Consider the following 23,311-nt stretch of genomic DNA (forward strand, 5'->3'; position numbering starts at 1 on the left):
GGTCAGGGGTCAACGGCAGAGCGCCAGGGGGTTGGGAACGGACGTCCACTGCGCGGCACCCGGGTTCTCGGACAGGCGCATGGCGATCGTCGCCTTCAGCGGCATCGTGTCGCCGAAGAACGCTTCCGCGTCCTCCTGGTCCGGCAGGTCGGCGAAGACGCGGCGTCCGGCCTCGGCGACCGTGCCCCACAGCGCCCGTGGCTCAGCCGCCCGGGTCCGGCCGAGGACGTCGACCAGTTCGCTGAAGACCCCGCTGACCAGGCCACCGAAGAGCTTGGTGCGCAGCGCGCCGATGTCGTCGCCGGCGCGGGTGCCGAGCAGCGGCGGCAGTGTGAAGCCGCACCGGGCCAGGCGGCGCGGGCTGACCCGTACGCCGTCCAGGTCCCGGTACAGCACCCGCACCGGCCGACCGTTCCGCAGGACGACGAGGGTGTTCTGGCCGTGTGCCTCCAGCGCCACCCCCATGGACAGCAGCGTCAGAGCCGGCGGCAGGACGAGGCCGGCGAGGTCCGCAAGCCAGCGCACCGGGTCCCCCGACACCGCGGCGGCTCCGGTCGCGTGCACGGCCGTGAGCGGTACCGCGATCTCCCCGGCGTCGAGGTGGCACTCGGTGGATTCACGGATCATGGCCGTCAGGCTCGCGGAAGGCTGTCCGTCCACGCGCACCGAGCCGCCGCCCAGCTCCCGCAGGACGCGCAGGCTGTCGCCGTGTCCGGCCTTGTCGAGGACGGCCGAGACCAGCTCGGACAGTGGGGGCCCGTCGGCGACCTCGGCCGGGGAGATGGTGCGCCGGTAGTTGGTGACCTGGACGTCGAGCGCGGTCTTGACGTGGCAGCCGGGGAGCGCGCCGAGCGGTGCGAGGGTACGCAGCGACAGCAGCGGGCGGGCCGGGACCGTCTCCTCCACGGTGGTCAGGTCGCGGTGGTGCCTGAGCACGTGGTCCCGCTGCCAGGGGTGCACCGGCAGCAGGAACGCGTCGCCGTCCCGCAGTGCCCGCGGCCAGTCGCCGGCGCCCTGCCAGCGGTCGCCCGGGACCCGGACCAGGGCCAGTGGTACGACCGGGTGGTGTTCGGGCGCGTAGGCGAGCACGTCGGCGACGGACATGCCGGTGCGTGTCCGGCAGCAGGGGTGCTGCGGGTGGCCGTCGACGACCGCCTGCTCGGCGTCCGCCGAGTCGGCCGGAGTGGCCTTCCGGTCCGCGTTCGCCGCTCTGGCGAGGGCCAGGTTGAAGACGCTGTTGTCGAGTTCGGCGGCCAGCCGCTCCGCCGCGGGGGTTCGCAGGCCCAGCTGTGCCAGCAGCCGCGCCGGGTCGCCGATCGGCCCCTCGGGCCCCGACACGGCGAAGTCCCGCGGAACGTCGGCAAAGGGCCGCGCGCCCGCCTCGGGCGCCGAGAGCGAACCGCCCCGGCGCAGTTCGACAACCAGAGTTCCGGACTCACGGCGACGCGTGGTCACACCGGGCAGGGGTTCTCGTCCGAGGGCGCCCCACAGGCGGGACAGCACGGTGGCGCGTGCTCCCGGGAGCGCGGTCGCGAAGGGCTCCACCAGGTCCGGGCGGATGCGGCGCAGGTCGGCAATGGGCATGCGGTCGTCGATGGACATGCGGTGTCCCTGGTTCTCGCGGTGGCGGGTTGTCCGGTGGTGCTCCGGTGGCACCGACCGCCCGGCCGACGCTACGGGAAGACGATCAAGGGAATTGCCAGAGCGAAGACAGCGAGCGGTCGCGGACACCCCCGAAGCGGCGTTTCGCCTCACACGGCTCCGGCCCGTCCGGCCGAGGCCGACACCGGGGACGGCGCACTGACCTTGGATCAGATTCCGGCTGTCGCCCGGGCGACCGCGGGCCGGCGTCCGAGGTCTTAACCGTTGGCTAACGCCACGCTGGCCAGGCCTTTGATGTCGTCAAGAAGCCACGCCACAGCGAATGAGCCGACCGTGGAAGATCACTGACTCGGGGGAGCTTGCGGCGTTTGCACCACGCGCCGCGGCCGGTGTCTGTGAGCCTTTCGGCATGCGTGTCTTGCTGATCGAGGACGACGACCGGGTGGCCGGTCCGTTGGCGGAGGGGCTGCGCCGTTTCGGGTTCGTCGTGGAACACGCCAGAACGGGGGCCGAGGGCCTCGCCGCGCCGGAGGTGGCGATGGTGCTGCTGGACCTGGGGCTGCCGGACATGGACGGCATCGACGTCTGCCGGACGCTGCGGTCCCGCTCGTCCGTACCGATCATCATGATCACGGCCAGGGACGACGAGGTGGACCGTGTGCTCGGGCTCGAACTGGGCGCGGACGACTATGTCTCCAAGCCCTTCGGCGTACGGGAACTCGTCGCCCGGATCCGGGCCGTCACCCGACGCGCCCGCCCAGCCGTTCCGAACCCCCAGCGCGGATCTTCGCAGCCCCCCGACGGGCTCGGTCATCCCGGGACACCCGACATCCAGCGGATCGGCCCGCTGACCATCGACTGTCGCACCCGGCAGGTGCACCTGCACCGGACGTCCATCGCCCTCGCGCCCAAGGAGTTCGACCTGCTCAGCTGCCTCGCCGAGGACCCCGGTGCGGTCTGCTCCCGCCGGCAGATCCTCGACACGGTCTGGGAACCTCACTTCTTCGGCCCCACCAAGACCCTGGACGTCCACATCGCCGCGCTCCGGCGCAAACTCGGCGACGCCTCCTGGATCGAGAACATCCGCGGAATCGGCTTCCGCCTCGTCCCCCCGGCACATCCCGACGCCCCGTCCGCCGCAGTGCGGACACGCGACGGGGAGATCTCGTGACCCGTCGCCTCCTGCTCAGCCACCTGAGCCTGATACTGCTCGTCCTGCTCGCGCTCGAAGTGCCCTTCGGCGTCTTCTACGGCCGCAGCGAAACGGCCCGTTTCTCCCGCACGGCGGAGCAGGGGGCGATGACGCTCGCCGAGGTCTGCGAGGACAAGATGGAGCACGGACTGACGGCCGACCTGCCCGACCTCGCCCGCGCGTACGGGCGGCGGACCGGCGGTACCGTGCTCGTCGCCGACCGCCGGGGCACCGTCCTCACCGACACCGCCGGCCACGCCGCCGTCGGCAAGGACCTGTCCGCCGAGCCGGACATCTCCACGGCACTGCACGATCGGCCCACCGTCGGCACGCACAGGGCCCCGTCCGCGGACGGTGAACTCCTCTTCGTCACCGTGCCGGGCGGGTCCAACCCGGCCGTCGCCTGTGTGGTGCGAACGGTGTACGCGCTGGGCCCGCTCCAGGCCAGGGTGCGCACCACCTGGCTGGTGCTCGCCGCCGTCGGTCTCGGAGTACTCGCCGCGGCCTCCCTGATCGGGTTCGCTCTCGCGCGGTCGATCACCCGCCCCGTGCAGGCCCTGGAACGCGCCACCGCACAGCTCGCCGAAGGCCGGATCACCGATCCCCCGGCCGCCGACCACGGGCCACCGGAACTGCGCAGGCTCGCCGCGTCGTTCACGCGGACCGCGACCCGGCTTCAGCACCTGCTCCAGGCTCAGCAGGCGTTCGCCTCCGACGTGTCACATCAGCTGAAGACACCCCTGACCGCACTGCGGCTGCGCCTGGAGAACTTCGAGCCGCACCTCGCCCCCTGCGCCCAGGACAGCCTCGACACGGCGCTCGGTGAGCTGGAGCGGCTCAGCCGCATGGTGCAGGGGCTGCTCGCGCTCGCCCGGCTGGAGAACACGGAGATCCGGGCAGCGGCCGCCGATCTGAATGCCGTCGTCTCCGACCGCGCGGACATCTGGACGGCCTTCGCCGCCGAACAGCAGGTCGACATCGTCGTGTCCGGAGGCGCGCCCGCGCCGGTGCTGGCAGTCCCCGGCGCGCTGGAACAGATCATCGACAACCTGCTCTCCAACGCGCTCCGTGTGTCCGCGCCCGGAACCTCCGTCACGCTGGCCGTCGTCACCACACCCGCAGAAGGCACCCGCACCCCGCCCATGACCGAGCTGCATGTGATCGACCAGGGCCCCGGCATGACCGAGGCCGAACGGCACCGGGCCTTCGACCGGTTCTGGCGAGCCCCCCACGCCGACCACGACGGCACCGGCCTCGGCCTGCCGCTGGTCCGGCACCTCGCCCGCGCCGGAGGGGGCGAGGTCACCCTGGAGGCAGCCCCCGGCGGCGGACTCGACGCGGTCGTCCGCCTCCGGCACGCCGAATGCCGCGCGCAGCAGGATCGCCTCATCACCGCGGCTGACGTCGACATGGCGACCCGAACCGCACCCGCGAGGTAAGGCGCGGAGGCCCTGTACGTCGATCGCGCACCGCGAGCCTCCCGACTCGCGGTCCCTACCGGCGGTGTTGTCAGTGACTCCTCTCCCGTCCGTCGGCCTGGCGGGGACCGCCCGCACCGACCGTGGGACAGGACACGGCCCTTGCCGGCGTCCGGAGGCGGCGCGGATCCCGGACCGTCCGTCAGACGCCTGCAGACCGGCCGTGGGGCAAGGGAATTGCCCACCGCTCATGCGCAGGCAAAAGTCCGAACCTCGCCCTTGACTGGTCTGGACCAATCACGCTTTGCTGCTGGGGTACCACTCGCCCCCTACCTCTGGAGTGGCGCATGCGCACCACCATGCCCCGCGGGTCCCGCAGATCTGCTTATGGCAGGTCCATGACAGCTTTCCTCGTCATCCTGGCCGGCTTCTTCGGCGCGTTCACCGTCCTCGGCACCGCGAGCCCCGCGGCGGCGGCGGACTGCGCCGCGGCCTGGAGCTCCGGCGCGGTCTACACCGGCGGCATGACCGCCTCCTACCACGGCGACAACTGGCAGGCCAAGTGGTGGACGCAGGGCGAGACGCCCGGCGTCGCCGAGGTCTGGGCCGACCAAGGAGCCTGCGGTGGCTCCGGCGGAGGAGGCACCGGCGGCAGTTGCAACTACCCCGCCTGGGCCGCCGGGCAGTCCTACGCGACCGGCGCCATCGTGAAGTACACCCCCAACGGTCAGTACTACATCGCCACCCACGACAACCCCGGGTACGACCCCACCGTCAGCACCTGGTACTGGTCCCCCTACACCTGCACCGGAGGCTCCGGGGGCGGGGGCGGGGGCGGCGGTACCGGTGGATTCGTTGTCAGCGAAGCCCAGTTCAACCAGATGTTCCCGAACCGGAACTCCTTCTACACCTACAGCGGCCTGGTGGCCGCGCTCAGCGCCTACCCCGGTTTCGCCACCACCGGCAGTGCCACCGTGCAGAAGCAGGAGGCCGCGGCGTTCCTGGCCAACGTCGACCACGAGACCGGCGGCCTCGTCTACATCAACGAGGTCGACCAGTCCGGGAACTACTGCGCGAGCGAGCCCTACGGCTGCCCCGCCGGCACCTACGCCTACTACGGACGCGGCCCGATGCAGCTCAGCTGGAACTTCAACTACAAGGCCGCCGGTGACGCCCTCGGCATCGACCTGCTGGACAACCCCGGCCTGGTCGCCTCCGACCCGGCGGTCTCCTGGAAGACCGGCCTGTGGTACTGGAACACCCAGACCGGCCCCGGCACGATGACCGGACACAACGCCATGGTCAACGGCGCGGGCTTCGGCGAGACCATCCGCAGCATCAACGGCAGCATCGAGTGCAACGGCGGCAACACCGCCGAGATGCAGGACCGCGTCAACGACTACCTCTCCTTCACCTCCATCCTCGGCGTCCCCGCAGGCTCCAACCTCACCTGCTGACCGCCTCCCGGCACCGGTGGGTCCAACCTGCTTGTGGAGCACGCTGGTTGCCGTATCGGCACGGCCGAGCTCCTGGCAGATGGGTTGTCGAAGATGAACAACCCCTTCTGCCAGGAGCTTCGCGCATGCGCGGTGCGCTCCGGCTGTCCCGGCGCGCTCGACGACCAACCGCACGGCACCGCCCTCGATCATCGGCCGGAGGTTCTTCTGCACCTCGGCGACGTCCTCCCGGTTCGGGGCGCCGACCACCCTCAGGGGCGCCCGTCACGGCGTCCTACCGCACCGCGTATCCCGGCACGGAAGGCCAGCGCACGGTCAGGACGACAGACTCCTCCTCCGCGAACCAGGAGTGGTCGACCCCCTGGCCCCAGACGACGTAGTCGCCCTGCTCCTCGAGGAGCACGCTGCGGCCGGGGAACTCCATGCGGAAGCGGCCCGTGACCAGGACCAGGAGCGCTGTGCGCACTTCGCCCCGCACCCACTGGGTGCGCTGTTCGCCGCGCGCGTGGACGCCCCACTTGACCTCGACCGCCTGGCTGTGCCGGGGGTCGTCGGGCTCCTTGAAGTGCCCGAGCAGCCATCCCCGGTCCAGTGCCGCGTCCTTGCCCGCCTTGCCCACGTACACGCTGTCCGCCATGCGTCCGAACGCTAACAGCCGGCCGTCGGGGCGGTCGGGCGAAGTAGCCGGGCGGGCGCCGCTCAGCGGAGCGTGGCGAGGAGCAGGTTCGCGGCCGTCTCCGCTCCGTCGGTGCGGAGGCCGGCGGCCAGTGCCCCGGCCCGCGCCCGCGTCTCGGGGGCGAGGGCCGTCTTGAAGGCGAGGCGCAGCGTGTCGGCGGCCGGATCCGGTTCGTCCAGTGCCGCGCCGATCTCCAGGTCCGCCACCCGGCGCGCCCAGTACGGGTTGTCCGCCAGCCGGAGGGGCACCACCACCTGGGGCACGCCCGCCCTGGCTGCCGTCAGTGTCGTGCCCGCGCCGCCGTGGTGCACCACGGCGGCCGTCCTGGGGAACAGACGCTGGTGGCTGACCTCGCCGACGGCGAGGCAGTCGTCCCGGACCTCGGGCAGGGCCAGGTCCGCCCAGCCCCGGGAGACGAGCACCCGGTACCCCTGGGCGAGGCTCGCCTCGACGGCCCTGCGGGCGATGTCCGGCGACGGGCTGATGCTGCCGAACCCGACGTAGACCGGCGGCTCCCCCGCGTCCAGGAACGCCATCAGGTCGGCCGGGAGCGGGCGTTCGTCCGGCAGGGTCCAGGCACCCGTCTGCACGACGTCGAGGCCGGGGGCCGGCCGCCACGGTCCCAGGACCGGGTCCGCCGCCAGCCACGGCCGGTCGGTGTAGACGTGGTCGCGTACGTTGTCGACGGGTGGCAGGCCGATCGCTGCCCGGTGGTGGTTGAGCACCTCGCCGAACTGCGCGTCCACCTGGTGGGCGTCGCGCTCCCACAGCGCGAGGTTGTCGTCCGCCGCCGGCTCGGGCCAGCCCGGTCGCGGTGGCGGGGCGTGGTGGGGCGACGGCAGGTTGACCGCGGAGTAGCACGCGTAGACGTAGCGGATGCCCGCGGCCTCGGCCACGGAGCGCGCGGCGATCTGTGCCAGGCCGGCCGCCACCAGCACGTCGCAGCCGGCGGCCGCCGCGGGGAAGACGTCGAACTGCGTGGCGACCATCTCGGTCCGGTGGCGGGACAGTTCCGCCGCTGTCGGCAGACCCGTATCGCGCATCAGTCCCCGCACCGGCGGCCCTACCGGCACCAGTTGCACGCCGATCCCGGCGAGCCGCTCCGCGAACTCCGCGTCCGGCGGGGCGCACATGCGCACCTCGGCGCCGAGCGCCTGTAACCGCACCGCGAGGGCCACCAGCGGTTCGACGTCGCCTCGCGTCCCGTAGGTGGACAACAGCACCCGCATCCAGCGCCCTCTTTCGCTCGGTCTTCCCTGCGTTGTGGCCCTTACGTGTGTGACACCGGAGGCGGCGGAGGTTCCGCGAGCACCGTGGTGCTGGATACCCAGGCACGTCGTGCTCCATGCGGGCGCGGTGCGGGCCCTCGCGGGCCGACGGCCGTCTCGCCTGGAGCCGCTCCGGTCATTACGGTGATCGCGAGCATGTCCGCACACAACGGCAAGGCGCGCAAGGTTCCCCGGTCGACGACAGAATCCGAGAGCCACTCCATGCATCGTTCTTCCGCGCCCGTCCCCGATGTCTCGATCATCCTGCCCTGCGCCGGATTCGGAACGCGCTTCAGCGCCCCCTACCCGAAAGAGCTGCACTGTCTGGCCCCCGGGGTCACCGTGCTGGACCGCAGCCTGGAAGCCGTCGTCGCACTGGCCGACAGCGGCCTCGACGTGCGCGTGGTCGTCGTGTTCGGGCCGCACAAGCTCGACACGGTGGGTTATCTCGCCCGCTATGCCAGGACCCTTCAGATGGTCTTCGTCTACCAGGACGAGTCGCTCGAACCGGGCCTCGAGGGCGCGATCCGCTCCGGTCTGCCGATGACCCGGGGGCCGGTGGCCCTGGTCCTGCCCGACATCGTCCTGACCGGGCAGGACAGCGCCGGCAGCCTTCTCGCCGCTCTGCGGTGCGTGACGGTGACGGGGTGGAGCGTGGTGGCCGCCGAAGAGCGGGACCCCGGCACGCTGCGGCAGATGGGCGCGCTCGCCGTGGCCGGGGAGGGCGGCGTCCTGACCGTCGGTGCGGCCGCCGACAAACCGGCGGACCCCTCGGGCTTCAACGCCTTCTGGGGCATGGTGGCGGCGACCGAGGAGGAGGCGCACCGGTTACCCGACGTGGTGGGCAAGGGGGTGGACAGCCCGCTGCCGGGTGCGACCGCTCTCATGGTGGAGGGGATCGTCAACTACAACACCTCCGCGGGCTGATCCGTCCCGGTCCGAGGTGTCCTGTACGGCAAGCGGCTCTACGGCCGCCTGGTCCACGAGGACCCCGGCTCCGTCCGCACCCGGCTGCGGGCGGACCTCGGCCACCAGCGCGGACTCGCCCGGTTCCCGGACAACCGCAACCTGCTCACCCGGTCCCGGACCACTCCCCGGGCTCCGGGAACGCTCCTGCCGGCTGCCCCGGGCTCCTCGACGGGAGCACCTACGACCGGGACGGCGACGAACCGGCCGATCCGCTGCGGGTGTCCGGCGATGGTCAAAAGTGCGTCACGTGAGCGCGGCGGCTGAGCGGGCGGGAGCCGGCCGACGTACTGAAGGGGCAGGTAGACGCGACTCCGACGAAGGGCACCTTCCTTGATCCCGCGACGCATCGGCCCGAGCCTCGCCCTGGGGCTCGCCTCCGCTCTCCTGCTGGGGGCGTGCGGCTCCTCCAACGGCACCGACACCGGCAACGCCGCCCCGGCCGCCCCGGTCACGTCGGCCACCGCGGATCCGGTGACCTCCGCACCGGCCGTCGGCGGCAGCTCCGCGAGCGGGCGGACGGCCACGACCGCCGTGGTGACGACCAGGACGGCCCAGGGGCTGGGCAGCATCGTCACCGACGACAAGGGGCTGACCCTCTACCGCTACGACAAGGACGAGGCGAACCCCTCCAAGTGGACGTGCTCCGGCGCCTGCACCAAGACGTGGCTGCCGGTGATCGTGCCGGAGTCCGTACAGACCTCGGGGGTGGACAAGAGCCTTCTCGGCACGGTCCACCGCAACGGCCGGACACAGCTCACCCTCGCCGGCTGGCCGCTCTACCGGTACGTCGGCGACACGGCGGCCGGACAGACGAACGGCCAGGGGAAGGACGGGGAGTGGCACGCCGTCACTCCCACCGGCCAGAAGTCCACCGTCACGGGCTGATGCCCGGCGAACGGACCGCGGCACCGGAACGAGCCGCGACAAAGGATTTCCAGGACCTGTTCTTTTTGAATGGAATTTCGAACAACCTGGAGAAGAGCCACGCCGTGCATGTCGAGACCGGCAGACCCACCGCCAGGGTGAACCAGAACGTGGGCAGTCCCGGCGACACGAAGTGCGGGGCGATGCGGCGTATCACGGCCAGGACGATCGGGAGATGGATCAGGTAGAGGCTGTAGGAGAAGCTGCCGAGGCCGTGGACGGGACGTGCCGTCAGGAGCCGTAGGAGGAGGGCGGGCTTCCCGGTGGCGACGGCGGCGAGCAGCATCGTCATGGCGGGGGCGACGGCGAGGTCGATCCAGAAGTAGTGGTTCACCGTCCAGGCGGAACCGCGGACGGCGCCGAGGACCAGCACCGGCAGGGCGGCCAGGACGGCGAACCATCCCCACGGCAGTCGCCGCACCCGGTCCGATGCGGTGACGATGCCCGCGCCCGCGACGCCCGCGGCGAACACCGGGGCGAGATGGGGTGCGAGCCAGTTGTCGCCCTCCACCGGGTTGGCGCCGGGCGCCGTCAGACCGAGGACGACCACCGGGAGTGTCACCGCCGCGGCCAGGACCGCCGCGCCCCAGCGCCGGCGGACGAGGAGGAGCAGGGGGAAGAGGAGGTAGAGCTCGGCCTCCACCCCTATCGACCAGAACGCGCCGTTCGGCGTCGGGGCGGTGACCATGTCCTGGGCGACCAGACCGTACACCAGGACCGTCGCACCGGTGGGCGGCCCGAAGTGCGAGGCCGGCACCACGCACCACGAGACCAGCAGGCTCAGGGCCAGCGCCGCCCAGTACGGCGGCAGGATGCGCCAGGCGCGCCGGCGCAGGAACTCGCCGGCACCGGAGGGCCGCCAGCCGTGCCGCGCCGGGGAGATCGCCAGGGAGAACCCGGACAGCACGAGGAAGAAGACGACTGCGAGGCGCCCGAACATCAGCCCGCCCAGCCACGGCGGCGCCGAACTGTGCGGATAGCCGGGGAAGGTGTACAGCCAGCAGTGGAACAGCACGACGTACAGCGCCGCCAGGCCGCGGAGGCCGTCCAGGCCCCGCAGTTGCGCGGGCGCCCGCCGCCGGGGCTCGGGCGCGTTCCCGTCCCCGGTCCCGGTCTCCTCCCGGCGTGCGGGGACGGCCAGGTCGAGAGCGCTGCCGGTTGGGCGACTCGCATCCACGGAAATGGTTCGGCCTTCCTGTGACCATCGGCTGCCGCGCGGCACCGATGCCTTTCGGCGGCACGGAACCGCCCACAGCGACAGGTACGTGGCCCCCGGCCGAGCCGTTCAGCCACCGCGCCCGGCCGTCCCCGCCAAGGTCTCCGGGGGCTTCGAGGAGACCCTGCCGGAGCCGGCCCTCTTCGCGCGCGCCGTCCGGGGGCGGCGGCCCGGCGACGGCACGTGGTGCGAGGCGCGGACGGTGCGGGACGTCCGGGTCCGCGAGACGGCAACGCCGAGGAACCGGCCCGGGTACCGCAGGCGTTCCCGCCGGTGCGCCGGTGGAGACCGGGGGCGTCGACCGCGAGGAGCCCTACCGGCGGACGGCGCCTTACGGAGTCGTGACGTGCGGGCGTGGGCGCGTGGTCCGGGGGCCGCGCGCGCCTAGCGTGGCCCCATGCGTGTACTGGTCACCGGCGGTGCCGGGTTCATCGGGTCCCATGTCGTCGAGGCGCTGACCGCGCGTGGGCACGAGGCGGTCGTGTTCGACGTGCGGGACGACCCGGGCGCCGACGTGCGCAGCCCGGTGGCGGTGGGGCGGGCCCTCGCGGGCGTGGACGCGGTCTGCCACCAGGCCGCGATGGTCGGCCTGGGGGCCGGGTTCGGCGACGCGGCGGAATACGTCTCCCGCAACGACCTCGGCACGGCCGTACTGCTCACCGCGATGGCCGAGGCGGGGGTGGGCCACCTCGTGCTCGCCGGGTCGATGGTCGTGTACGGGGAGGGGCGGTACGCGTGCCCGCGGCACGGTGTCGTACGGCCCGGGCCGCGCGCGGTCGCCGATCTGGACGCGGGACGGTTCGAGCCGAACTGCCCGGTGTGCGGGCAGGAGCTGACGCCGGGGCTGGTGGGCGAGGACGCGCCCGTCGATCCGCGCAACGTGTACGCCACGACCAAGCTGGCCCAGGAGCATCTGGCCGCCGCGTGGGCCCGGTCGACGGGCGGTTCGGCGGTGTCGCTGCGCTACCACAACGTGTACGGGCCCCGGATGCCGCGCGACACGCCCTACGCGGGCGTCGCCTCCTTCTTCCGTTCCGCGCTGGCCCGGGGCGAGGCGCCCCGGGTGTACGAGGACGGGCGGCAGCGCCGGGACTTCGTGCACGTCCGGGACGTGGCCGCCGCCAACGTGGCGGCGCTGGAGGCGGGCTCCGCGCCGGGGGTGCTGACCGCGTACAACACCGGAAGCGGCGAGCCGCACACCGTCGGCGAGATGGCCCGCGCGCTGGCCGAGGCGCACGGCGGGCCGCTGCCGGTGGTCACCGGGGAGTACCGCCTCGGCGACGTACGGCACATCACGGCCGACTCCGCCCGGCTGCGGGCCGCGCTGGGGTGGAAGGCCGAGGTCGGGTTCGCCGAGGGGATGCGGGAGTTCGCACAGGCGCGGTAGCCACCCGTGTCACGGCGCCGCGGGGAGGGTGACCTCGAAGCGGCAGCCGCCGGGGATGTTGTGCACGGTGGCCCGGCCCTGGTGGGCCTCGACGATCCCGCGCACGATGGCGAGACCGAGGCCCGCCCCGGCCGGCGGGGTCCGGGCGTGGGTGCCGCGCCAGCCGGTGTCGAAGACGCGGGGCAGGTCCTCGTCGGGGATGCCGCCGCAGCCGTCCGTGACGGACAGGACGACGGCGCCCCCGGCCGACCGTTCGGCGGCGACCGCGACCGTGCCGTCGGGGGGCGTCCGGCGGATGGCGTTCACCAGCAGGTTGCCCAGCACCCGGCTCATCTCCTTGCCGTCCACCTCGACCGGCACCGGCTCCACCCGGTCGCCGACCAGCCGTACCCCGTGCTCCCGGGCCAGCGGATCGACACCGGCGAGGGCGTCGCCGACGAGGTCGTACACCGACATCCGGCTCGGGCTCAGGGCGAGCGTGCCGGCGTGGATGCGGGAGAGTTCGAAGAGGTCGCCGACCATGTCGTTGAGGCGCTCGACCTCGGTGCGGATCTGCTTGTGGTAGCGGTCGGGGTCGGTGGCGACGCCGTCCTCCAGGGCCTCCGACATGGCGCGCAGACCGGCCAGCGGGGTGCGCAGGTCGTGCGAGATCCAGGCTACGAGCTCCCGTCGCGAGGTCTCCAGCGCCCGCTCCCGCTCCCTGGACTCGGCGAGCTTCGCGCTGGTCGCCGCCAGTTCGCGGCTCACCTCCGCCAGTTCGGCGGTGGTCGGGACCGGCGGCGCGGCGAAGTCGCCGTCCTCGCCGAACGAACGTGCCGCGAGGACGAGTTCACGGCTGCGGGCGACCACCCAGCGGCCCAGTATCAGCGCGGTCGCGAGGGACACCACGGCCGCCATCGCGACGACCGTCGTCACCACGGACAGGTCGTGCGAGGAGAGGAACATCGCCCAGGCGACCGCCAGGGTGCCGGCGAGCATCGCGACCACGCCGACGACGGCGACCACCGTGAGGGACGCGGTCAGCGAGCGGCGCCGCAGCAGGCGCAGCGCGGCCGCCCCGAGCAGTCCGGTACCGGCGGCGCCGGCGAAGGCGTACAGGGCGATGAGGAGGGTGTCGCGCATGTCAGGCCGCCCCTTCCCGTCCGCCCGGGCCGCCTTGGGCGCCTCGGCCGTTCCGGTCGTCCTCTCCGTTCGGCTCGAAGCGGTAGCCGACGCCCCACACCGTCTGGATCAGCCGCGGCCGGGCCGGGTCGTCCTCCACCTTGGCGCGCAGCCGGCGGACGTGGACCGTGACGGTGGACAGGTCGCCGAAGTCCCAGCCCCACACCGCGCGCATCAGGTCCTCCCTGCCGTACGCCCGTCCCGGGTTCCGCAGGAAGAACGCGAGGAGGTCGAACTCCCGCAAGGTGAGGGCGAGTTCGTTGCCGTCCTTGGTGGCGCGCCGGGCGCCGGGGTCCAGGGTGAGCCCGGCGGACGAGAAGGACCGGTCGGTGGGGGCGGGGCGGCTGCGGCGCAGCACCGACTCCACCCGCAGGACCAGCTCCCGGGGGCTGAAGGGCTTGGTGACGTAGTCGTCGGCGCCGACCTCCAGGCCGAGGATGCGGTCGTCCTCGTCGCCGCGCGCGGTGAGCATGATGACCGGGACGGGGGCGTGGCCGCGCAGCCGCCGGCAGACCTCCAGGCCGTCCATGCCGGGCAGCATCAGGTCGAGCACGACCAGGTCGGGCCAGTGGGCGGCGGCGCGGGTCAGGGCGGTGGGTCCGTCATCGGCGTGGTCGACCAGGTACCCGGCGCGGTCCAGGTACCCGGCGACGATCTCGGCGACGGTCGGGTCGTCGTCCACGACCAGGACCCGGGCGGCACCGGCGGTGGTCCCGGCCTCGGTGAGCTCGTACGGCTGCTGCATGCCTCCACCCTCGCACCGGGCCGTCGCGGGTGTCGCGGCCGGGCCTGGGCCCGGGGTGCGACGTCCGCGTTTCGTAAGAAACCGCGGAGGCGGGGGGCGCCGGTGCCGCCGGGCGCCGACGTCCGCGTTTCGTAAGCAGCCGAAGCCCGGAATGTCCTGTTCGTGTTCGTAGGGTGAGGGCCGTGACCACCTCACCTTCTTCTCCCTCTCCGTCCCCGGCGACGGACGTGGACGTCGTCCTGCCCTGTCTGAACGAGGCGGAGGCGCTGCCCTGGGTGCTCGGCCGGATCCCGGCGGGCTGGCGGGCCCTCGTGGTGGACAACGGCTCCACCGACGGCTCGGCGGACATCGCCCGGGCGTACGGGGCGACCGTCGTCCACGAGGCACGGCGCGGCTTCGGCGCGGCGTGCCACGCGGGACTGACCGCGGCGACCGCCGGCATCGTGTGCTTCTGCGACTGCGACGCCTCGCTCGACCCGGGGCTCCTCGTGCCGTTCGTGCGGGAAGTCCTGGACGGCGAGGCGGACTTGGTGCTCGGCCGGCGGCGTCCCGAGGGGCGGGGCGCGTGGCCCGCGCATGCCCGCGCGGGGAATCTGGCGCTGGCACGGATGCTGCGGCGCCGCACGGGCCTGCGCCTGCACGACCTCGGTCCGCTGCGGGCGGCTCGCCGTGAGGGGCTGCTCGCGCTGTCGCTCGACGACCGGCGCAGCGGTTATCCCCTGCAGATGGTCGTTCGCGCCGCCGACGCGGGGTGGCGCATCACCGAGCACGAGGTGGCGTACCTGCCGCGCACCGGTGCGTCGAAGGTGACGGGGACCTGGCGAGGCACCTTTCAGGCGGTGCGGGACATGAGCCGGGTGCTGAGGGAGCGACCTCGGGTGCCGGTCGGCGGGGGCTGATCGCGCAGTCCCCCCAGCCTTCGGCGGGGGGGTACCCCGGCGCCCTTACGGGGCGCTACGCCCGCCGCAGCCACTCAGCTGCGGGCAGGCGTGCCGCAGGGGGGCCACCGGTGGGCGCGGCGGCAGCCGGCCGCGCTGGTGCGCGCCCCCACCCCCGCCCCCAGCCCCCACCCACCCGCGCTCCCCAAGGAACCCCCGCATGACCACCCTCCTAGTCATCGCCAAGGAACCCCGCCCCGGCAGGGTCAAGACGCGGCTCACCCCGCCCTTCTCGCCCGCGCAGGCCGCCGCGCTCGCCGAGGCGTCGCTCGCCGACACCCTGGACGCCGTGGCCGCGGCCCCGGCCGCCCGCCGCGTGCTGGTGCTCGACGGGGAACCCGGCCCCTGGCTGCCGCCCGGCTTCGACGTCGTGCCGCAGTGCGGCGGAGGGCTGGACGAGCGGCTCGCCGACGCGTTCGCGCACTGCGCGGGCCCCGCCCTCCTCATCGGCATGGACACCCCGCAGGTCACCCCGGCCCTGCTCACCGTGGACTTCGCGGAGTGCGACGCGTACTTCGGCGACGCCGAGGACGGCGGGTTCTGGGCGCTGGGGCTGGCCGACCCCGACCCGGCCCTGCTGCGCGGGGTGCCGATGTCGACGCCGGAGACCGGCGCCGTCCAGCGGCGGCGCCTCGTCGGCGCCGGGCTGCGGGTGTGCGACCTCCCCCGGCTCCGGGACGTGGACACCGCGGCCGACGCGGCCGCCGTCGCCGCCCTCGTCCCGCAGGGCCGGTTCGCGGCCCTGCTGTCCCGGTGCGCGGCCCCCAGCGGAACGGACCGCCGATGACCACCTCGCCGCCCGTCCCCCGGACGGGCTGGACCGGCGCCGACCCCTACGCGGCCGCGCTGCGCGCCGGGCACGGCCCGCTGTTCCTGCGCCGCACCGACGGCTGGCTGCTGCCCCTGGACGTCGAGCGCTGGTGCGCGCGGGCCGACCCGGTCGACCTGGCCGTCCTGGACCGCTGCGAGGGCGCGGTCCTGGACGTCGGCTGCGGCCCCGGGCGGCTGGTCGCCGAACTCGCCGTCCGGGGCCGCACCGTCCTCGGCATCGACGTGAGCGCGGCCGCCGTGGACCACACCGTGCGGCTGGGCGGCCAGGCGTTGCGCCGCTCGGTCTTCGAGCCGCTGCCCGGCGAGGGCCGCTGGGGCACCGTCCTGCTCATGGACGGCAACATCGGCATCGGCGGCGATCCGCGCGCCCTGCTCGGCCGGGTGGCTCGACTCCTCGCCCCCGGGGGGCTGCTGATCGCCGAGACCGCGCCGATGGACGTCGACGAACGCGCCGACGTCCACCTCACCGACGCCCGGGAAGCCGTCGGCGCCCCCTTCCGCTGGGCGCGGCTGGGCACCCCGGCCCTGCTGCGGTACGCGCGGGGCTGGGAGCCGGAGGCTCAGTGGGAGACCGGCGGGCGCCGCTTCGCCGCCCTGCGCGCCCGGCGCGCCAGCAGCAGCGCCGAGCCGCCGAAGAGCACGGCGGTGATCAGCAGCCAGCGGGCCAGGTAGCCGTCCACGGACCGGCCGGTGGCCGACCGGTAGTGCCCGGCCACCATCCCGCTGATCAGCGGGAACCACACCAGCAGGAGCAGCGCGGAGAGCGCGGCCGGGACCCGGACGTACATCGTCCACTCCCGGCGCCCGGTGGCGCCCAGCCCCCGCGTCACCGCCCGGTCGGCCAGCGCGTACAGCGGCAGCAGGACGAGGTCGTGCAGCAGCGCAGCGCCCACCACCCACAGGGCCACGCCGAGCCAGTCGCCGGCCAGCAGCCGTACCCCGGCATAGGCGGCGAGTGCGAACGAGCAGGCCAGCAGGAGGATCTGCAGGGGGCTGCCGATGACGAGGCGCGGGCGCATCACAGGTCTCCGAAGGTCATCCGGGCCACCCACTTGGTGTTGAGGACACCGGGTGCGGCAGGCACGATCACGCGGGCCGGGTAGCCGTGGTCGGGGGACAGGTCCTCGCCGTTCACCTGAAGGGCGAGCAGGGAGCGCGGGTCGGCGACCTGGTTCGCGCGCAGGGCCGCGCGGCGGAAGGCGCCGTGCCGCTGGACGGACTCGACGAGCACGTCCGGCGGGTCGGTGTCGTAGCCGACGAGCGCGGCGAGGTCGCGCAGCCGCACCCCGCGCCACCACTGGTCGGAGGTCGACCAGCCCTCGACGCAGGCGATCGGCAACGCGGCGCTGTGCAGGGGCAGCCGGAGCAGTTCGGCGCGGCTGAGGCGGACCGTCCGGCCGTCCCGTCCGGTGACGACGAGCCGCCACGCCTCCGGTCCGGTCTCCCGCGCGTCGATCCCGGCGTAGGCGGCGGTCTTGTTGATCTGGAAGCCGTCCGGACCGCTGCCCGGGTCGGCTCCGCCGTGCGGTGCGAGCAGCGCGGTGCGGCGCCACACGCCCCCGATGCTCTGCCCGGCCGTCGTGACGAGCAGCAGCAGGGAGGCGCCGCCCGTGAACCACAGCGCCCCGCGCCGGGAGACGGTGGGCGCGTCCGGCCTGGGGGTCTCCAACTCCCCCTCGTCCCGGTGCTGTCGGCGTTCCCGGACCGCCCGCAGCGCCGTCGGCGTCTTGAGTGCCGCGTGCGCCAGGAAGGCGGCGAAGAACACCCAGGCGCCGTAGAAGTGCAGCGGGTAGAACGAGCCGGGAAAGACGTAGTCGAGCTGCACGTTGAGGACGCCGGTCGTGAACTCGAAGAGGCCGCCGCCGACCAGCAGCAGCAGCGAGACCCGTTCCAGGGCGTGGGCCAGCGAGCGGGCCGGGGGCAGCGTGAACAGCTTGGGCACCACCGACCACAGCTTGGCGAGCAGCACCGGGATCAGGGCGATGCCGAGGGTGACGTGCAGGCCCTGGGTGGCACGGTAGAGCCAGTACGGGTTCGTCGGCCAGGAGAAGAGGTAGAAGCCGAGGATGCCCTTGTCCGGGGTCTGGTCGTTCACCGGGGCCAGGTCCGGGTTGTACGCGGCGTACGACACCAGTCCCGTCACGAACAGCACGGTGATGCCGACGAGCAGCACCAGTCCGAGCACCGAGGTGAACCAGGTGCCGCGCAGCGGGCTGCGCCAGAAGCCGGGCGAGGTGGGGAGCCGTGGATCGTCGGGTCTCATGGTCCGACCGTAGGCCGGGGAAAGCCGCGGAACGGGCACGCGACCCATGACGAAATTCTGACGTCAGCCGCTTGATCCACTCTCTCGCGCGGTCGCCGCCCTAGCGTTCCGGTGTGACCCGCGTTTCGCTCCGTGATCGGTACGCCGATCTGCTCGCCGTCCTCGCCGCCGCCCTGCTGGTGCTCGGCGCCGTCCTGGTCGGCCGGCACCTCCAGGACACCTACCGCGTCCTGTTCGTGCACTGGCCGCCGCTGTTCGCCGACTGGGACCCGCACGTCGGCCCGGGCACCCCGGCCGCGGTGCTGGTCGCGGTCGCGGTGGTGGCGTACGGGCCGAACCTGGCCGTACGGCTGCCCTGGCGCGGGCTGCTGGGCGCGGCCTGGGGCGCCTGTCTGGCCTGGACGTGGTCGCTGGCGCTGGTGGACGGCTGGCAGCGGGGCGTGGCGGGCAGGCTGACCAGCCCGAACGAGTACCTGACGGTCATCTCCCGCTTCCACGACATCCCGGCGGCCCTGCGGGACTTCACCCACCACATCGTCAGCGGCACGCCGCAGCCCTGGCCGGCCCACATCGCCGGGCATCCGCCGGCGGCCACGCTCACCTTCGTCCTCCTGGACCGGATCGGGCTGGGCGGCGGCGGCTGGGCCGGGGCCTGGTGCATCACGGTCGGTTCGACGGCCTGCGTCGCCGTGCTGGTCGCGGTGCGGGCCCTGGCCGACGAGCGGCTGGCCCGGCGGGCCGCGCCCTTCCTGGTGATGGCCCCGGCCGCGGTGTGGGTGGGCGCCTCGGCGGACGGGTACTTCGCGGCGGTCGCCGCCTGGACGGTGGCCCTGCTGGCGCTCGCGGTGACCGGCCGGTCCGTGGCCTGGGCGGCGGCTGCGGGACTGCTGTACGGACTGACCTGCTACCTGTCGTACGGCCTGACGCTCTTCGCGCTGATCGGGGCGGCCGTACTGGTGCTCGGCCGGCGCCGGGTCCGGGCCCGCCCTGTCGTCCTCGCGCTGCTGGTGGCCGGGGCGGCGGTCGTCCCGCTCGTGTTCACCCTCGCGGGGTTCGACTGGTGGCAGGGATACCGGCTGCTGGTCACCCGCTACTACCAGGGCGTCGGCGGAACCCGGCCGTACGGCTACTGGGTGTGGGCCAACCTGGCCTGCACGGTGGTCATCACGGGCCTGGCGACGGTGGCCGGGCTGCGGCGGGCGGGTGCCGTGCTGGTCCGCCACCGCACCGCGCCCCCTGCGCAGAAGCGTCTCGCCTTCCTCGTGGGTGCCGCCCTGCTGGCCCTGCTGCTCGCCGACCTGTCCGGGATGAGCAAGGCGGAGACGGAGCGCATCTGGCTGCCGTTCGCGATGTGGCTGCTGCCGGCCTGCGCGTTCCTGCCCCGGTCGCGCGCCTGGCTCGCGGCGCAGGCACTGCTCGGGCTGCTGCTGAACCACCTGCTGTTCACCGGCTGGTGACCCCGCCGGCCGGGTCCCCGAGGCCGCGCGAACTGACCCGCCGCGGCGATCCGGCTACGGGAGGACTGACGGCCCCAGGTCGGCCGACCGGGCCTCGGCCGCCGCCGTGAGCCGCGCGAGGAGATCCGCCAGGGCCGCGCCGTCGCCGAGCTCTCCGAGCAGCCGGGCCTGGTCGTCGTGGACCCGACGGGCGGCGCGTCCGTGCAGGTCCTCGCCGCGCCGGGTGAGGTGGAGCAGGACGCGGCGGCGGTCGTGCGGGTCGGGTCGGCGGTGGACGAGGTTGTCCGCGACCATGCGGTCGACGAGCTTGGTCAGGCTGGGCGCCGGCATCAGGGCGTGCTCGGCGATCTCGGACATGGGGTGCCCCCGGCCGTCCCCGACGAGCGACAGGACCCGCCACTCCTCGACCGTGCAGTCCTCCTCGGCCAGCACCGCGGCCAGCCGCCGCACGACCCGCCGCTCGGCATGGCTGAGGAGGTGGGCGAGGTCCGGCGAGGAGGGTACGGACGGCATTGCCGGTGTCCTTCCGGTAGGTCTACTGTGCGCGCAGAATACGAGTCTTGGCGACGGCGCCGGGGCCCGGGACCGGAATCCGCGTTCCCCATGCCCGCACGGAGGTGGCCGATGCGTCCGGCGCCGTCCGACGGGAGCGGCACACTGTTCCTCGCCCTGGTCGTGCCGTTGCAGGGGCCGGCGGGGGTCCTCGGGCCGTCCTGCGAGTCGGCCGCGCGGCTGGCCGTGGAGGAACTGAACGCGGCGGGCGGGGTGCTGGGCCGGGAGGTCCGGCTGGTCACCGTGGACGGCGGGGCGCCGCCGGCGCGGGTGGCGGCCGAGGTGGGGGCGCTGGTCTCGCTGGGCGCCGTGGACGGGGTGGTCGGCTGGCACACCTCGGCGGTACGGCAGGCGCTGCTGCCCCGGATCGCGGGCCGGGTGCCGTACGTCTACACCGCGCAGTACGAGGGCGGCGAGCGGACTCCCGGCGTCTTCCTGACCGGTGAGACCGACGTCGCCCAACTGCTGCCCGCGATGCGGCTGCTGACGGAGGCGGCCGGGGTGCGGCGCTGGTGCACGGTGGGCAACGACTACGTCTGGCCGCGGGTGACCGCGCGCACGGCACGGGCGTACGCGCGGGAGTGCGGCGGGCGGGTGCGGGACGAGGTGTTCGTGCCCCTGGGGACGGAGGGGTTCGGTCCGGTGCTGCGCCGGATCGAGCGGTGCGAGGCGGACGCGGTGCTGATGCTGCTGGTGGGCGCGGACGCGGCCCGCTTCAACCGGGCGTTCGCCGGGTACGGGCTGCACCAGCGGTGCCTGCGCCTGAGCACCCACATGGACGAGAACATCCTGCTGGCCACCGGCGCGGAGGGCACCGACGGGCTGTGGGCGGCGGCCGGTTTCTTCGAGACCCTCGCGACCGCCGAGAGCCTCGACTTCGGCGCCCGGCACGCGGCCCGGTTCGGGGTGCACGCCCCGGTGGTGGGCAGCCTCGGCGAGTCCTGCTTCGAGGGGGTGCGGCTGCTGGCGGCCCTGGCCGAGCGGGCCCGGTCGCTGGAGGTGCGGGCGATGTGCGCGGTCGGCGACGCGGTGTCGTACGAGGGCCCGCGGGGTGCCGTACGGCTGCGCGGCAACCATCTCGCCCAACGGCTGTACCTGGCACGGGCGGACGCCTTCGACTTCCACGTCGTCGCCCAGCTCTGACCCCAACTCGCCCTCGGGACCCAATACTTCCCACGGGAAGTATCAAGCTTTGTCTTTTAAAGCAGGTGAAACGTTCGGGAAACAGCGCGCCGCGACTCTTCCGTGCAAACGACCGGGGACGAGAGAGGGCAGAGTCGTGACGGAGATCGTCGGCAAAGAGGCGCCACCGGCCGTGACGGACGACGGGACGGACGGCAAGCGCACGTACAGCGACTGGGCACAGAACGACACGCTGGAGGACTACTCGCTGCGGTACGCGCCCAAGTCCTTCCGCCGCTGGACCCCCTACGTGGTCGCCACCACCGCGCTCGGCGGCATCGCCTATCTCGCGGACTTCGCCATCGGCGGTTCGATCGCCGTCTCCAACGGCTTCTCCAGCGCGCTGGTGGCGATCCTGACCGCGGCCGTGGTCATCTTCCTCACCGGCATCCCGATCTCGTACTACTCGGCCAAGTACTCGATCGACATGGACCTGTTGACCCGGGGCGCGGGCTTCGGCTACCTCGGCTCGACGCTCACCTCGGTCATCTACGCCAGCTTCACCTTCATCTTCTTCGCCCTCGAAGGCTCGATCATGGCGCAGGCCCTGGAACTGGGCCTGCACATCCCGCTGGCCGTCGGCTACCTGATCTGCTCGGTCGTCATCCTGCCGCTGGTCGTCTACGGCATGACCGCGCTGTCGAAGATGCAGGTGTGGACGCAGCCGGTGTGGCTGGTGCTGATGGTCGCGCCGTTCGTGTCCATCGCGATCCAGGAGCCCGGCAAGTTCTCGGAGTTCACGCACTTCGCGGGCAACTCGCCGACCGGGTCGGGCATCAGCATGCTCGGGGTGGGCGCGGGTGCGGGCGTCGCGCTGTCGCTGATCGCGCAGATCGGTGAGCAGGTGGACTACCTGCGGTTCATGCCGGACAAGACGCCGGAGAACGGCCGGAAGTGGTGGGGTGCGGTGCTCTCCGCCGGTCCGGGGTGGGTGGTGCTCGGGGCCGCCAAGCAGATCGGCGGCGCGTTCCTCGCCTTCTACATCGCCGGCAGCGTGGGCCTGGCCAAGGCCAACGAGCCGATCCAGCAGTACGTGTCCGGTTTCAGGACGTTCGCCGCGCCGGTCGCGCTGGGTCTGGCCACGTTCTTCGTGATCCTCTCCCAGATAAAGATCAACTCGACGAACGCGTACTCCGGTTCGCTCTCCTGGTCGAACTTCTTCTCCCGGCTGACGCACCGTCATCCCGGGCGTGTGGTCTACATCTTCCTCAACGTCGGCATCGCCCTGGCCCTGATGGAGGGCGGCGTCTTCGGCTTCCTCAACACCGTGCTGGGCTTCTACTCCAACGTGGCGATCGCCTGGATCGGCGCGGTCGTCGCCGACCTGGTCATCAACAAGCCGCTGAAGCTGAGCCCGTCCTACATCGAGTTCAAGCGGGCCCACCTGCACAACTTCAACCCGGTCGGCTTCGGCTCGATGCTGATCGCGTCGGCGGTGTCGATCGCCGCGTACTTCAACGCCTTCGGCGCGTACGGCAAGGCGTACTCGCCGTTCGTCGCGCTCTTCCTGGCGATGGTGCTCTCGCCGCTGTTCGCGGTGCTGACGAAGGGGAAGTACTACATCGCCCGCGTCGACGACCTCGAAGAACCGCTGCTCGGCCCGGACGGGCTGCCGTCGGCGGCCACGCTGACCTGCACGGTGTGCGCGACCGACTTCGAGCGGCCGGACGTGGCGGGCTGCCCGTTCCACTCCGGGGCGATCTGCTCGCTGTGCTGCAGCCTGGAGAAGGACTGCCACGACTCCTGCAAGACCGGCCCGGTCGCGCTCGCCATGCCGACGGTGCGGTCCGCGGACTGACCGGCACCTGAACCGAACCACCGCTCCGGCTCGTGCCCCTCGGCGCGGGCCGGAGTTCCCGTCCGCAGGCCGTCCATCAGGAGCGTGCCGGTAGAGGGTGCCGATGCCCGGTCGCGGCGCGCGTGGGCGCGCACCGGCCGCGGACGCGGTGACGCGCCTCGTGACGGCCGCCCGCCGGCCGCCGCGGACCGCCGCGGCGGGGGCGGCCCGCACTCCCCGGGGGCCGCCTACCGCAAGGCGTGTACTCCTCGGTTGACGCCCTCACCCTGACCTAC

General features: G+C 73.3%; 21 protein-coding genes. 12 read left to right on the forward strand and 9 right to left on the reverse strand.

The window, feature by feature from the left end; genetic code table 11:
- Nucleotides 1-9: 9 nt before the first annotated feature.
- A complete protein-coding gene (locus BLW82_RS09545; protein ID WP_256215730.1) occupies nucleotides 10-1,602 on the reverse strand; it encodes an IucA/IucC family protein in 1,593 nt (530 codons plus the stop codon).
- A gap of 409 nt (nucleotides 1,603-2,011) precedes the next feature.
- Between BLW82_RS09545 and BLW82_RS09550 the strand changes: the two genes are divergently transcribed.
- From BLW82_RS09550 to BLW82_RS09560, 3 genes are all read left to right on the forward strand, one after another.
- Nucleotides 2,012-2,773, forward strand: coding sequence for a response regulator transcription factor (locus BLW82_RS09550; protein ID WP_093498373.1), 762 nt, complete (start codon nucleotides 2,012-2,014; stop codon nucleotides 2,771-2,773).
- Nucleotides 2,770-4,233, forward strand: a complete 1,464-nt coding sequence (locus tag BLW82_RS09555; protein ID WP_093498374.1) for a sensor histidine kinase — start codon at nucleotides 2,770-2,772, stop codon at nucleotides 4,231-4,233. Before BLW82_RS09550 ends, BLW82_RS09555 begins: the two co-directional genes overlap by 4 nt.
- 377 nt (nucleotides 4,234-4,610) lie before the next feature.
- Complete coding sequence (locus BLW82_RS09560; RefSeq protein ID WP_093498375.1) at nucleotides 4,611-5,669, forward strand: glycoside hydrolase family 19 protein; 1,059 nt, start codon at nucleotides 4,611-4,613, stop codon at nucleotides 5,667-5,669.
- Nucleotides 5,670-5,943: 274 nt separating this feature from the next.
- On the opposite strand, the gene BLW82_RS09565 is transcribed toward BLW82_RS09560, so the two are convergent.
- Together BLW82_RS09565 and BLW82_RS09570 are read right to left on the reverse strand one after the other, a co-directional pair.
- The gene (locus tag BLW82_RS09565; RefSeq protein ID WP_093498376.1) at nucleotides 5,944-6,306 is read right to left on the reverse strand and encodes a cupin domain-containing protein; all 363 of its coding nucleotides are present in this window, start codon (nucleotides 6,304-6,306) and stop codon (nucleotides 5,944-5,946) included.
- A gap of 62 nt (nucleotides 6,307-6,368) precedes the next feature.
- Entirely contained in the window at nucleotides 6,369-7,574 is a 1,206-nt protein-coding gene (locus BLW82_RS09570) for a glycosyltransferase (protein WP_093498377.1), read from the reverse strand.
- A 195-nt stretch (nucleotides 7,575-7,769) separates the two neighbouring features.
- On the opposite strand from BLW82_RS09570, the gene BLW82_RS09575 reads away from it, so the two are divergent.
- Nucleotides 7,770-8,540: a glycosyltransferase family protein gene (locus BLW82_RS09575; protein ID WP_218162363.1), complete on the forward strand. Its 771-nt coding sequence runs from the start codon at nucleotides 7,770-7,772 to the stop codon at nucleotides 8,538-8,540.
- A gap of 372 nt (nucleotides 8,541-8,912) precedes the next feature.
- Entirely contained in the window at nucleotides 8,913-9,467 is a 555-nt protein-coding gene (locus BLW82_RS09580; RefSeq protein ID WP_093498378.1) for a hypothetical protein, read from the forward strand.
- On the opposite strand, the gene BLW82_RS09585 is transcribed toward BLW82_RS09580, so the two are convergent.
- On the reverse strand, nucleotides 9,457-10,683 hold the full coding sequence (locus tag BLW82_RS09585; protein ID WP_256215732.1) for an acyltransferase family protein: 1,227 nt from the start codon (nucleotides 10,681-10,683) through the stop codon (nucleotides 9,457-9,459). The genes BLW82_RS09580 and BLW82_RS09585 overlap by 11 nt on opposite strands.
- Nucleotides 10,684-11,119: 436 nt before the next feature.
- Between BLW82_RS09585 and BLW82_RS09590 the strand changes: the two genes are divergently transcribed.
- Entirely contained in the window at nucleotides 11,120-12,109 is a 990-nt protein-coding gene (locus tag BLW82_RS09590; RefSeq protein WP_093498379.1) for an NAD-dependent epimerase/dehydratase family protein, read from the forward strand.
- 9 nt (nucleotides 12,110-12,118) lie between these two features.
- Here the strand turns inward: BLW82_RS09590 and BLW82_RS09595 are convergent, their stop codons facing one another.
- Both BLW82_RS09595 and BLW82_RS09600 read right to left on the reverse strand, forming a co-directional pair.
- Nucleotides 12,119-13,231: a sensor histidine kinase gene (locus tag BLW82_RS09595; RefSeq protein ID WP_093498380.1), complete on the reverse strand. Its 1,113-nt coding sequence runs from the start codon at nucleotides 13,229-13,231 to the stop codon at nucleotides 12,119-12,121.
- 1 nt (nucleotide 13,232) lies between these two features.
- The gene (locus tag BLW82_RS09600; protein ID WP_093498381.1) at nucleotides 13,233-14,015 is read right to left on the reverse strand and encodes a response regulator transcription factor; all 783 of its coding nucleotides are present in this window, start codon (nucleotides 14,013-14,015) and stop codon (nucleotides 13,233-13,235) included.
- 173 nt (nucleotides 14,016-14,188) lie between these two features.
- Between BLW82_RS09600 and BLW82_RS09605 the strand changes: the two genes are divergently transcribed.
- The 3 genes from BLW82_RS09605 (at nucleotide 14,189) to BLW82_RS09615 (ending at nucleotide 16,456) form a co-directional block, all read left to right on the forward strand.
- On the forward strand, nucleotides 14,189-14,914 hold the full coding sequence (locus BLW82_RS09605) for a glycosyltransferase family 2 protein (protein ID WP_177232895.1): 726 nt from the start codon (nucleotides 14,189-14,191) through the stop codon (nucleotides 14,912-14,914).
- 199 nt (nucleotides 14,915-15,113) lie between these two features.
- A complete protein-coding gene (locus BLW82_RS09610) occupies nucleotides 15,114-15,740 on the forward strand; it encodes a TIGR04282 family arsenosugar biosynthesis glycosyltransferase (protein ID WP_093498383.1) in 627 nt (208 codons plus the stop codon).
- Nucleotides 15,737-16,456, forward strand: a complete 720-nt coding sequence (locus BLW82_RS09615) for a class I SAM-dependent methyltransferase (protein ID WP_093498384.1) — start codon at nucleotides 15,737-15,739, stop codon at nucleotides 16,454-16,456. The genes BLW82_RS09610 and BLW82_RS09615 overlap by 4 nt, the downstream gene beginning before the upstream one ends.
- On the opposite strand, the gene BLW82_RS09620 is transcribed toward BLW82_RS09615, so the two are convergent.
- Together BLW82_RS09620 and BLW82_RS09625 are read right to left on the reverse strand one after the other, a co-directional pair.
- Nucleotides 16,345-16,803 (reverse strand): hypothetical protein, encoded by a 459-nt coding sequence (locus BLW82_RS09620; protein ID WP_093498385.1) that lies wholly within the window; start codon nucleotides 16,801-16,803, stop codon nucleotides 16,345-16,347. The genes BLW82_RS09615 and BLW82_RS09620 overlap by 112 nt on opposite strands.
- Nucleotides 16,803-18,047 (reverse strand): molybdopterin-dependent oxidoreductase, encoded by a 1,245-nt coding sequence (locus tag BLW82_RS09625; protein WP_177232896.1) that lies wholly within the window; start codon nucleotides 18,045-18,047, stop codon nucleotides 16,803-16,805. Before BLW82_RS09625 ends, BLW82_RS09620 begins: the two co-directional genes overlap by 1 nt.
- 113 nt (nucleotides 18,048-18,160) lie before the next feature.
- Between BLW82_RS09625 and BLW82_RS09630 the strand changes: the two genes are divergently transcribed.
- Nucleotides 18,161-19,504 carry a hypothetical protein gene (locus tag BLW82_RS09630; RefSeq protein ID WP_093498387.1) on the forward strand — a complete coding sequence of 448 codons (1,344 nt, stop codon included), beginning with the start codon at nucleotides 18,161-18,163 and terminating at the stop codon, nucleotides 19,502-19,504.
- Nucleotides 19,505-19,558: 54 nt separating this feature from the next.
- Here BLW82_RS09630 and BLW82_RS09635 read toward each other — a convergent pair whose 3' ends face one another.
- A complete protein-coding gene (locus BLW82_RS09635; protein ID WP_093498388.1) occupies nucleotides 19,559-20,017 on the reverse strand; it encodes a MarR family winged helix-turn-helix transcriptional regulator in 459 nt (152 codons plus the stop codon).
- Between the two features lie 111 nt (nucleotides 20,018-20,128).
- Between BLW82_RS09635 and BLW82_RS09640 the strand changes: the two genes are divergently transcribed.
- Entirely contained in the window at nucleotides 20,129-21,199 is a 1,071-nt protein-coding gene (locus BLW82_RS09640; RefSeq protein WP_093498389.1) for a substrate-binding domain-containing protein, read from the forward strand.
- Between the two features lie 136 nt (nucleotides 21,200-21,335).
- The gene (locus BLW82_RS09645) at nucleotides 21,336-23,036 is read left to right on the forward strand and encodes a hypothetical protein (RefSeq protein ID WP_371131320.1); all 1,701 of its coding nucleotides are present in this window, start codon (nucleotides 21,336-21,338) and stop codon (nucleotides 23,034-23,036) included.
- Nucleotides 23,037-23,311 lie beyond the last annotated feature (275 nt).

Source organism: Streptomyces sp. Ag109_O5-10 (assembly GCF_900105755.1).
In the GTDB taxonomy this organism is placed as follows: Bacteria; Actinomycetota; Actinomycetes; order Streptomycetales; family Streptomycetaceae; genus Streptomyces.

Coding starts and splice junctions, on each gene's coding strand:
- BLW82_RS09620 (WP_093498385.1), bottom strand. CDS start 16,803: ATGCGCCCGCGCCTCGTCATCGGCAGCCCCCTGCAGATCCTCCTGCTG.
- BLW82_RS09550 (WP_093498373.1), top strand. CDS start 2,012: ATGCGTGTCTTGCTGATCGAGGACGACGACCGGGTGGCCGGTCCGTTG.
- BLW82_RS09570 (WP_093498377.1), bottom strand. CDS start 7,574: ATGCGGGTGCTGTTGTCCACCTACGGGACGCGAGGCGACGTCGAACCG.
- BLW82_RS09625 (WP_177232896.1), bottom strand. CDS start 18,047: ATGAGACCCGACGATCCACGGCTCCCCACCTCGCCCGGCTTCTGGCGC.
- BLW82_RS09595 (WP_093498380.1), bottom strand. CDS start 13,231: ATGCGCGACACCCTCCTCATCGCCCTGTACGCCTTCGCCGGCGCCGCC.
- BLW82_RS09615 (WP_093498384.1), top strand. CDS start 15,737: ATGACCACCTCGCCGCCCGTCCCCCGGACGGGCTGGACCGGCGCCGAC.
- BLW82_RS09590 (WP_093498379.1), top strand. CDS start 11,120: ATGCGTGTACTGGTCACCGGCGGTGCCGGGTTCATCGGGTCCCATGTC.
- BLW82_RS09560 (WP_093498375.1), top strand. CDS start 4,611: ATGACAGCTTTCCTCGTCATCCTGGCCGGCTTCTTCGGCGCGTTCACC.
- BLW82_RS09575 (WP_218162363.1), top strand. CDS start 7,770: ATGTCCGCACACAACGGCAAGGCGCGCAAGGTTCCCCGGTCGACGACA.
- BLW82_RS09565 (WP_093498376.1), bottom strand. CDS start 6,306: ATGGCGGACAGCGTGTACGTGGGCAAGGCGGGCAAGGACGCGGCACTG.
- BLW82_RS09600 (WP_093498381.1), bottom strand. CDS start 14,015: ATGCAGCAGCCGTACGAGCTCACCGAGGCCGGGACCACCGCCGGTGCC.
- BLW82_RS09545 (WP_256215730.1), bottom strand. CDS start 1,602: ATGTCCATCGACGACCGCATGCCCATTGCCGACCTGCGCCGCATCCGC.
- BLW82_RS09610 (WP_093498383.1), top strand. CDS start 15,114: ATGACCACCCTCCTAGTCATCGCCAAGGAACCCCGCCCCGGCAGGGTC.
- BLW82_RS09640 (WP_093498389.1), top strand. CDS start 20,129: ATGCGTCCGGCGCCGTCCGACGGGAGCGGCACACTGTTCCTCGCCCTG.
- BLW82_RS09635 (WP_093498388.1), bottom strand. CDS start 20,017: ATGCCGTCCGTACCCTCCTCGCCGGACCTCGCCCACCTCCTCAGCCAT.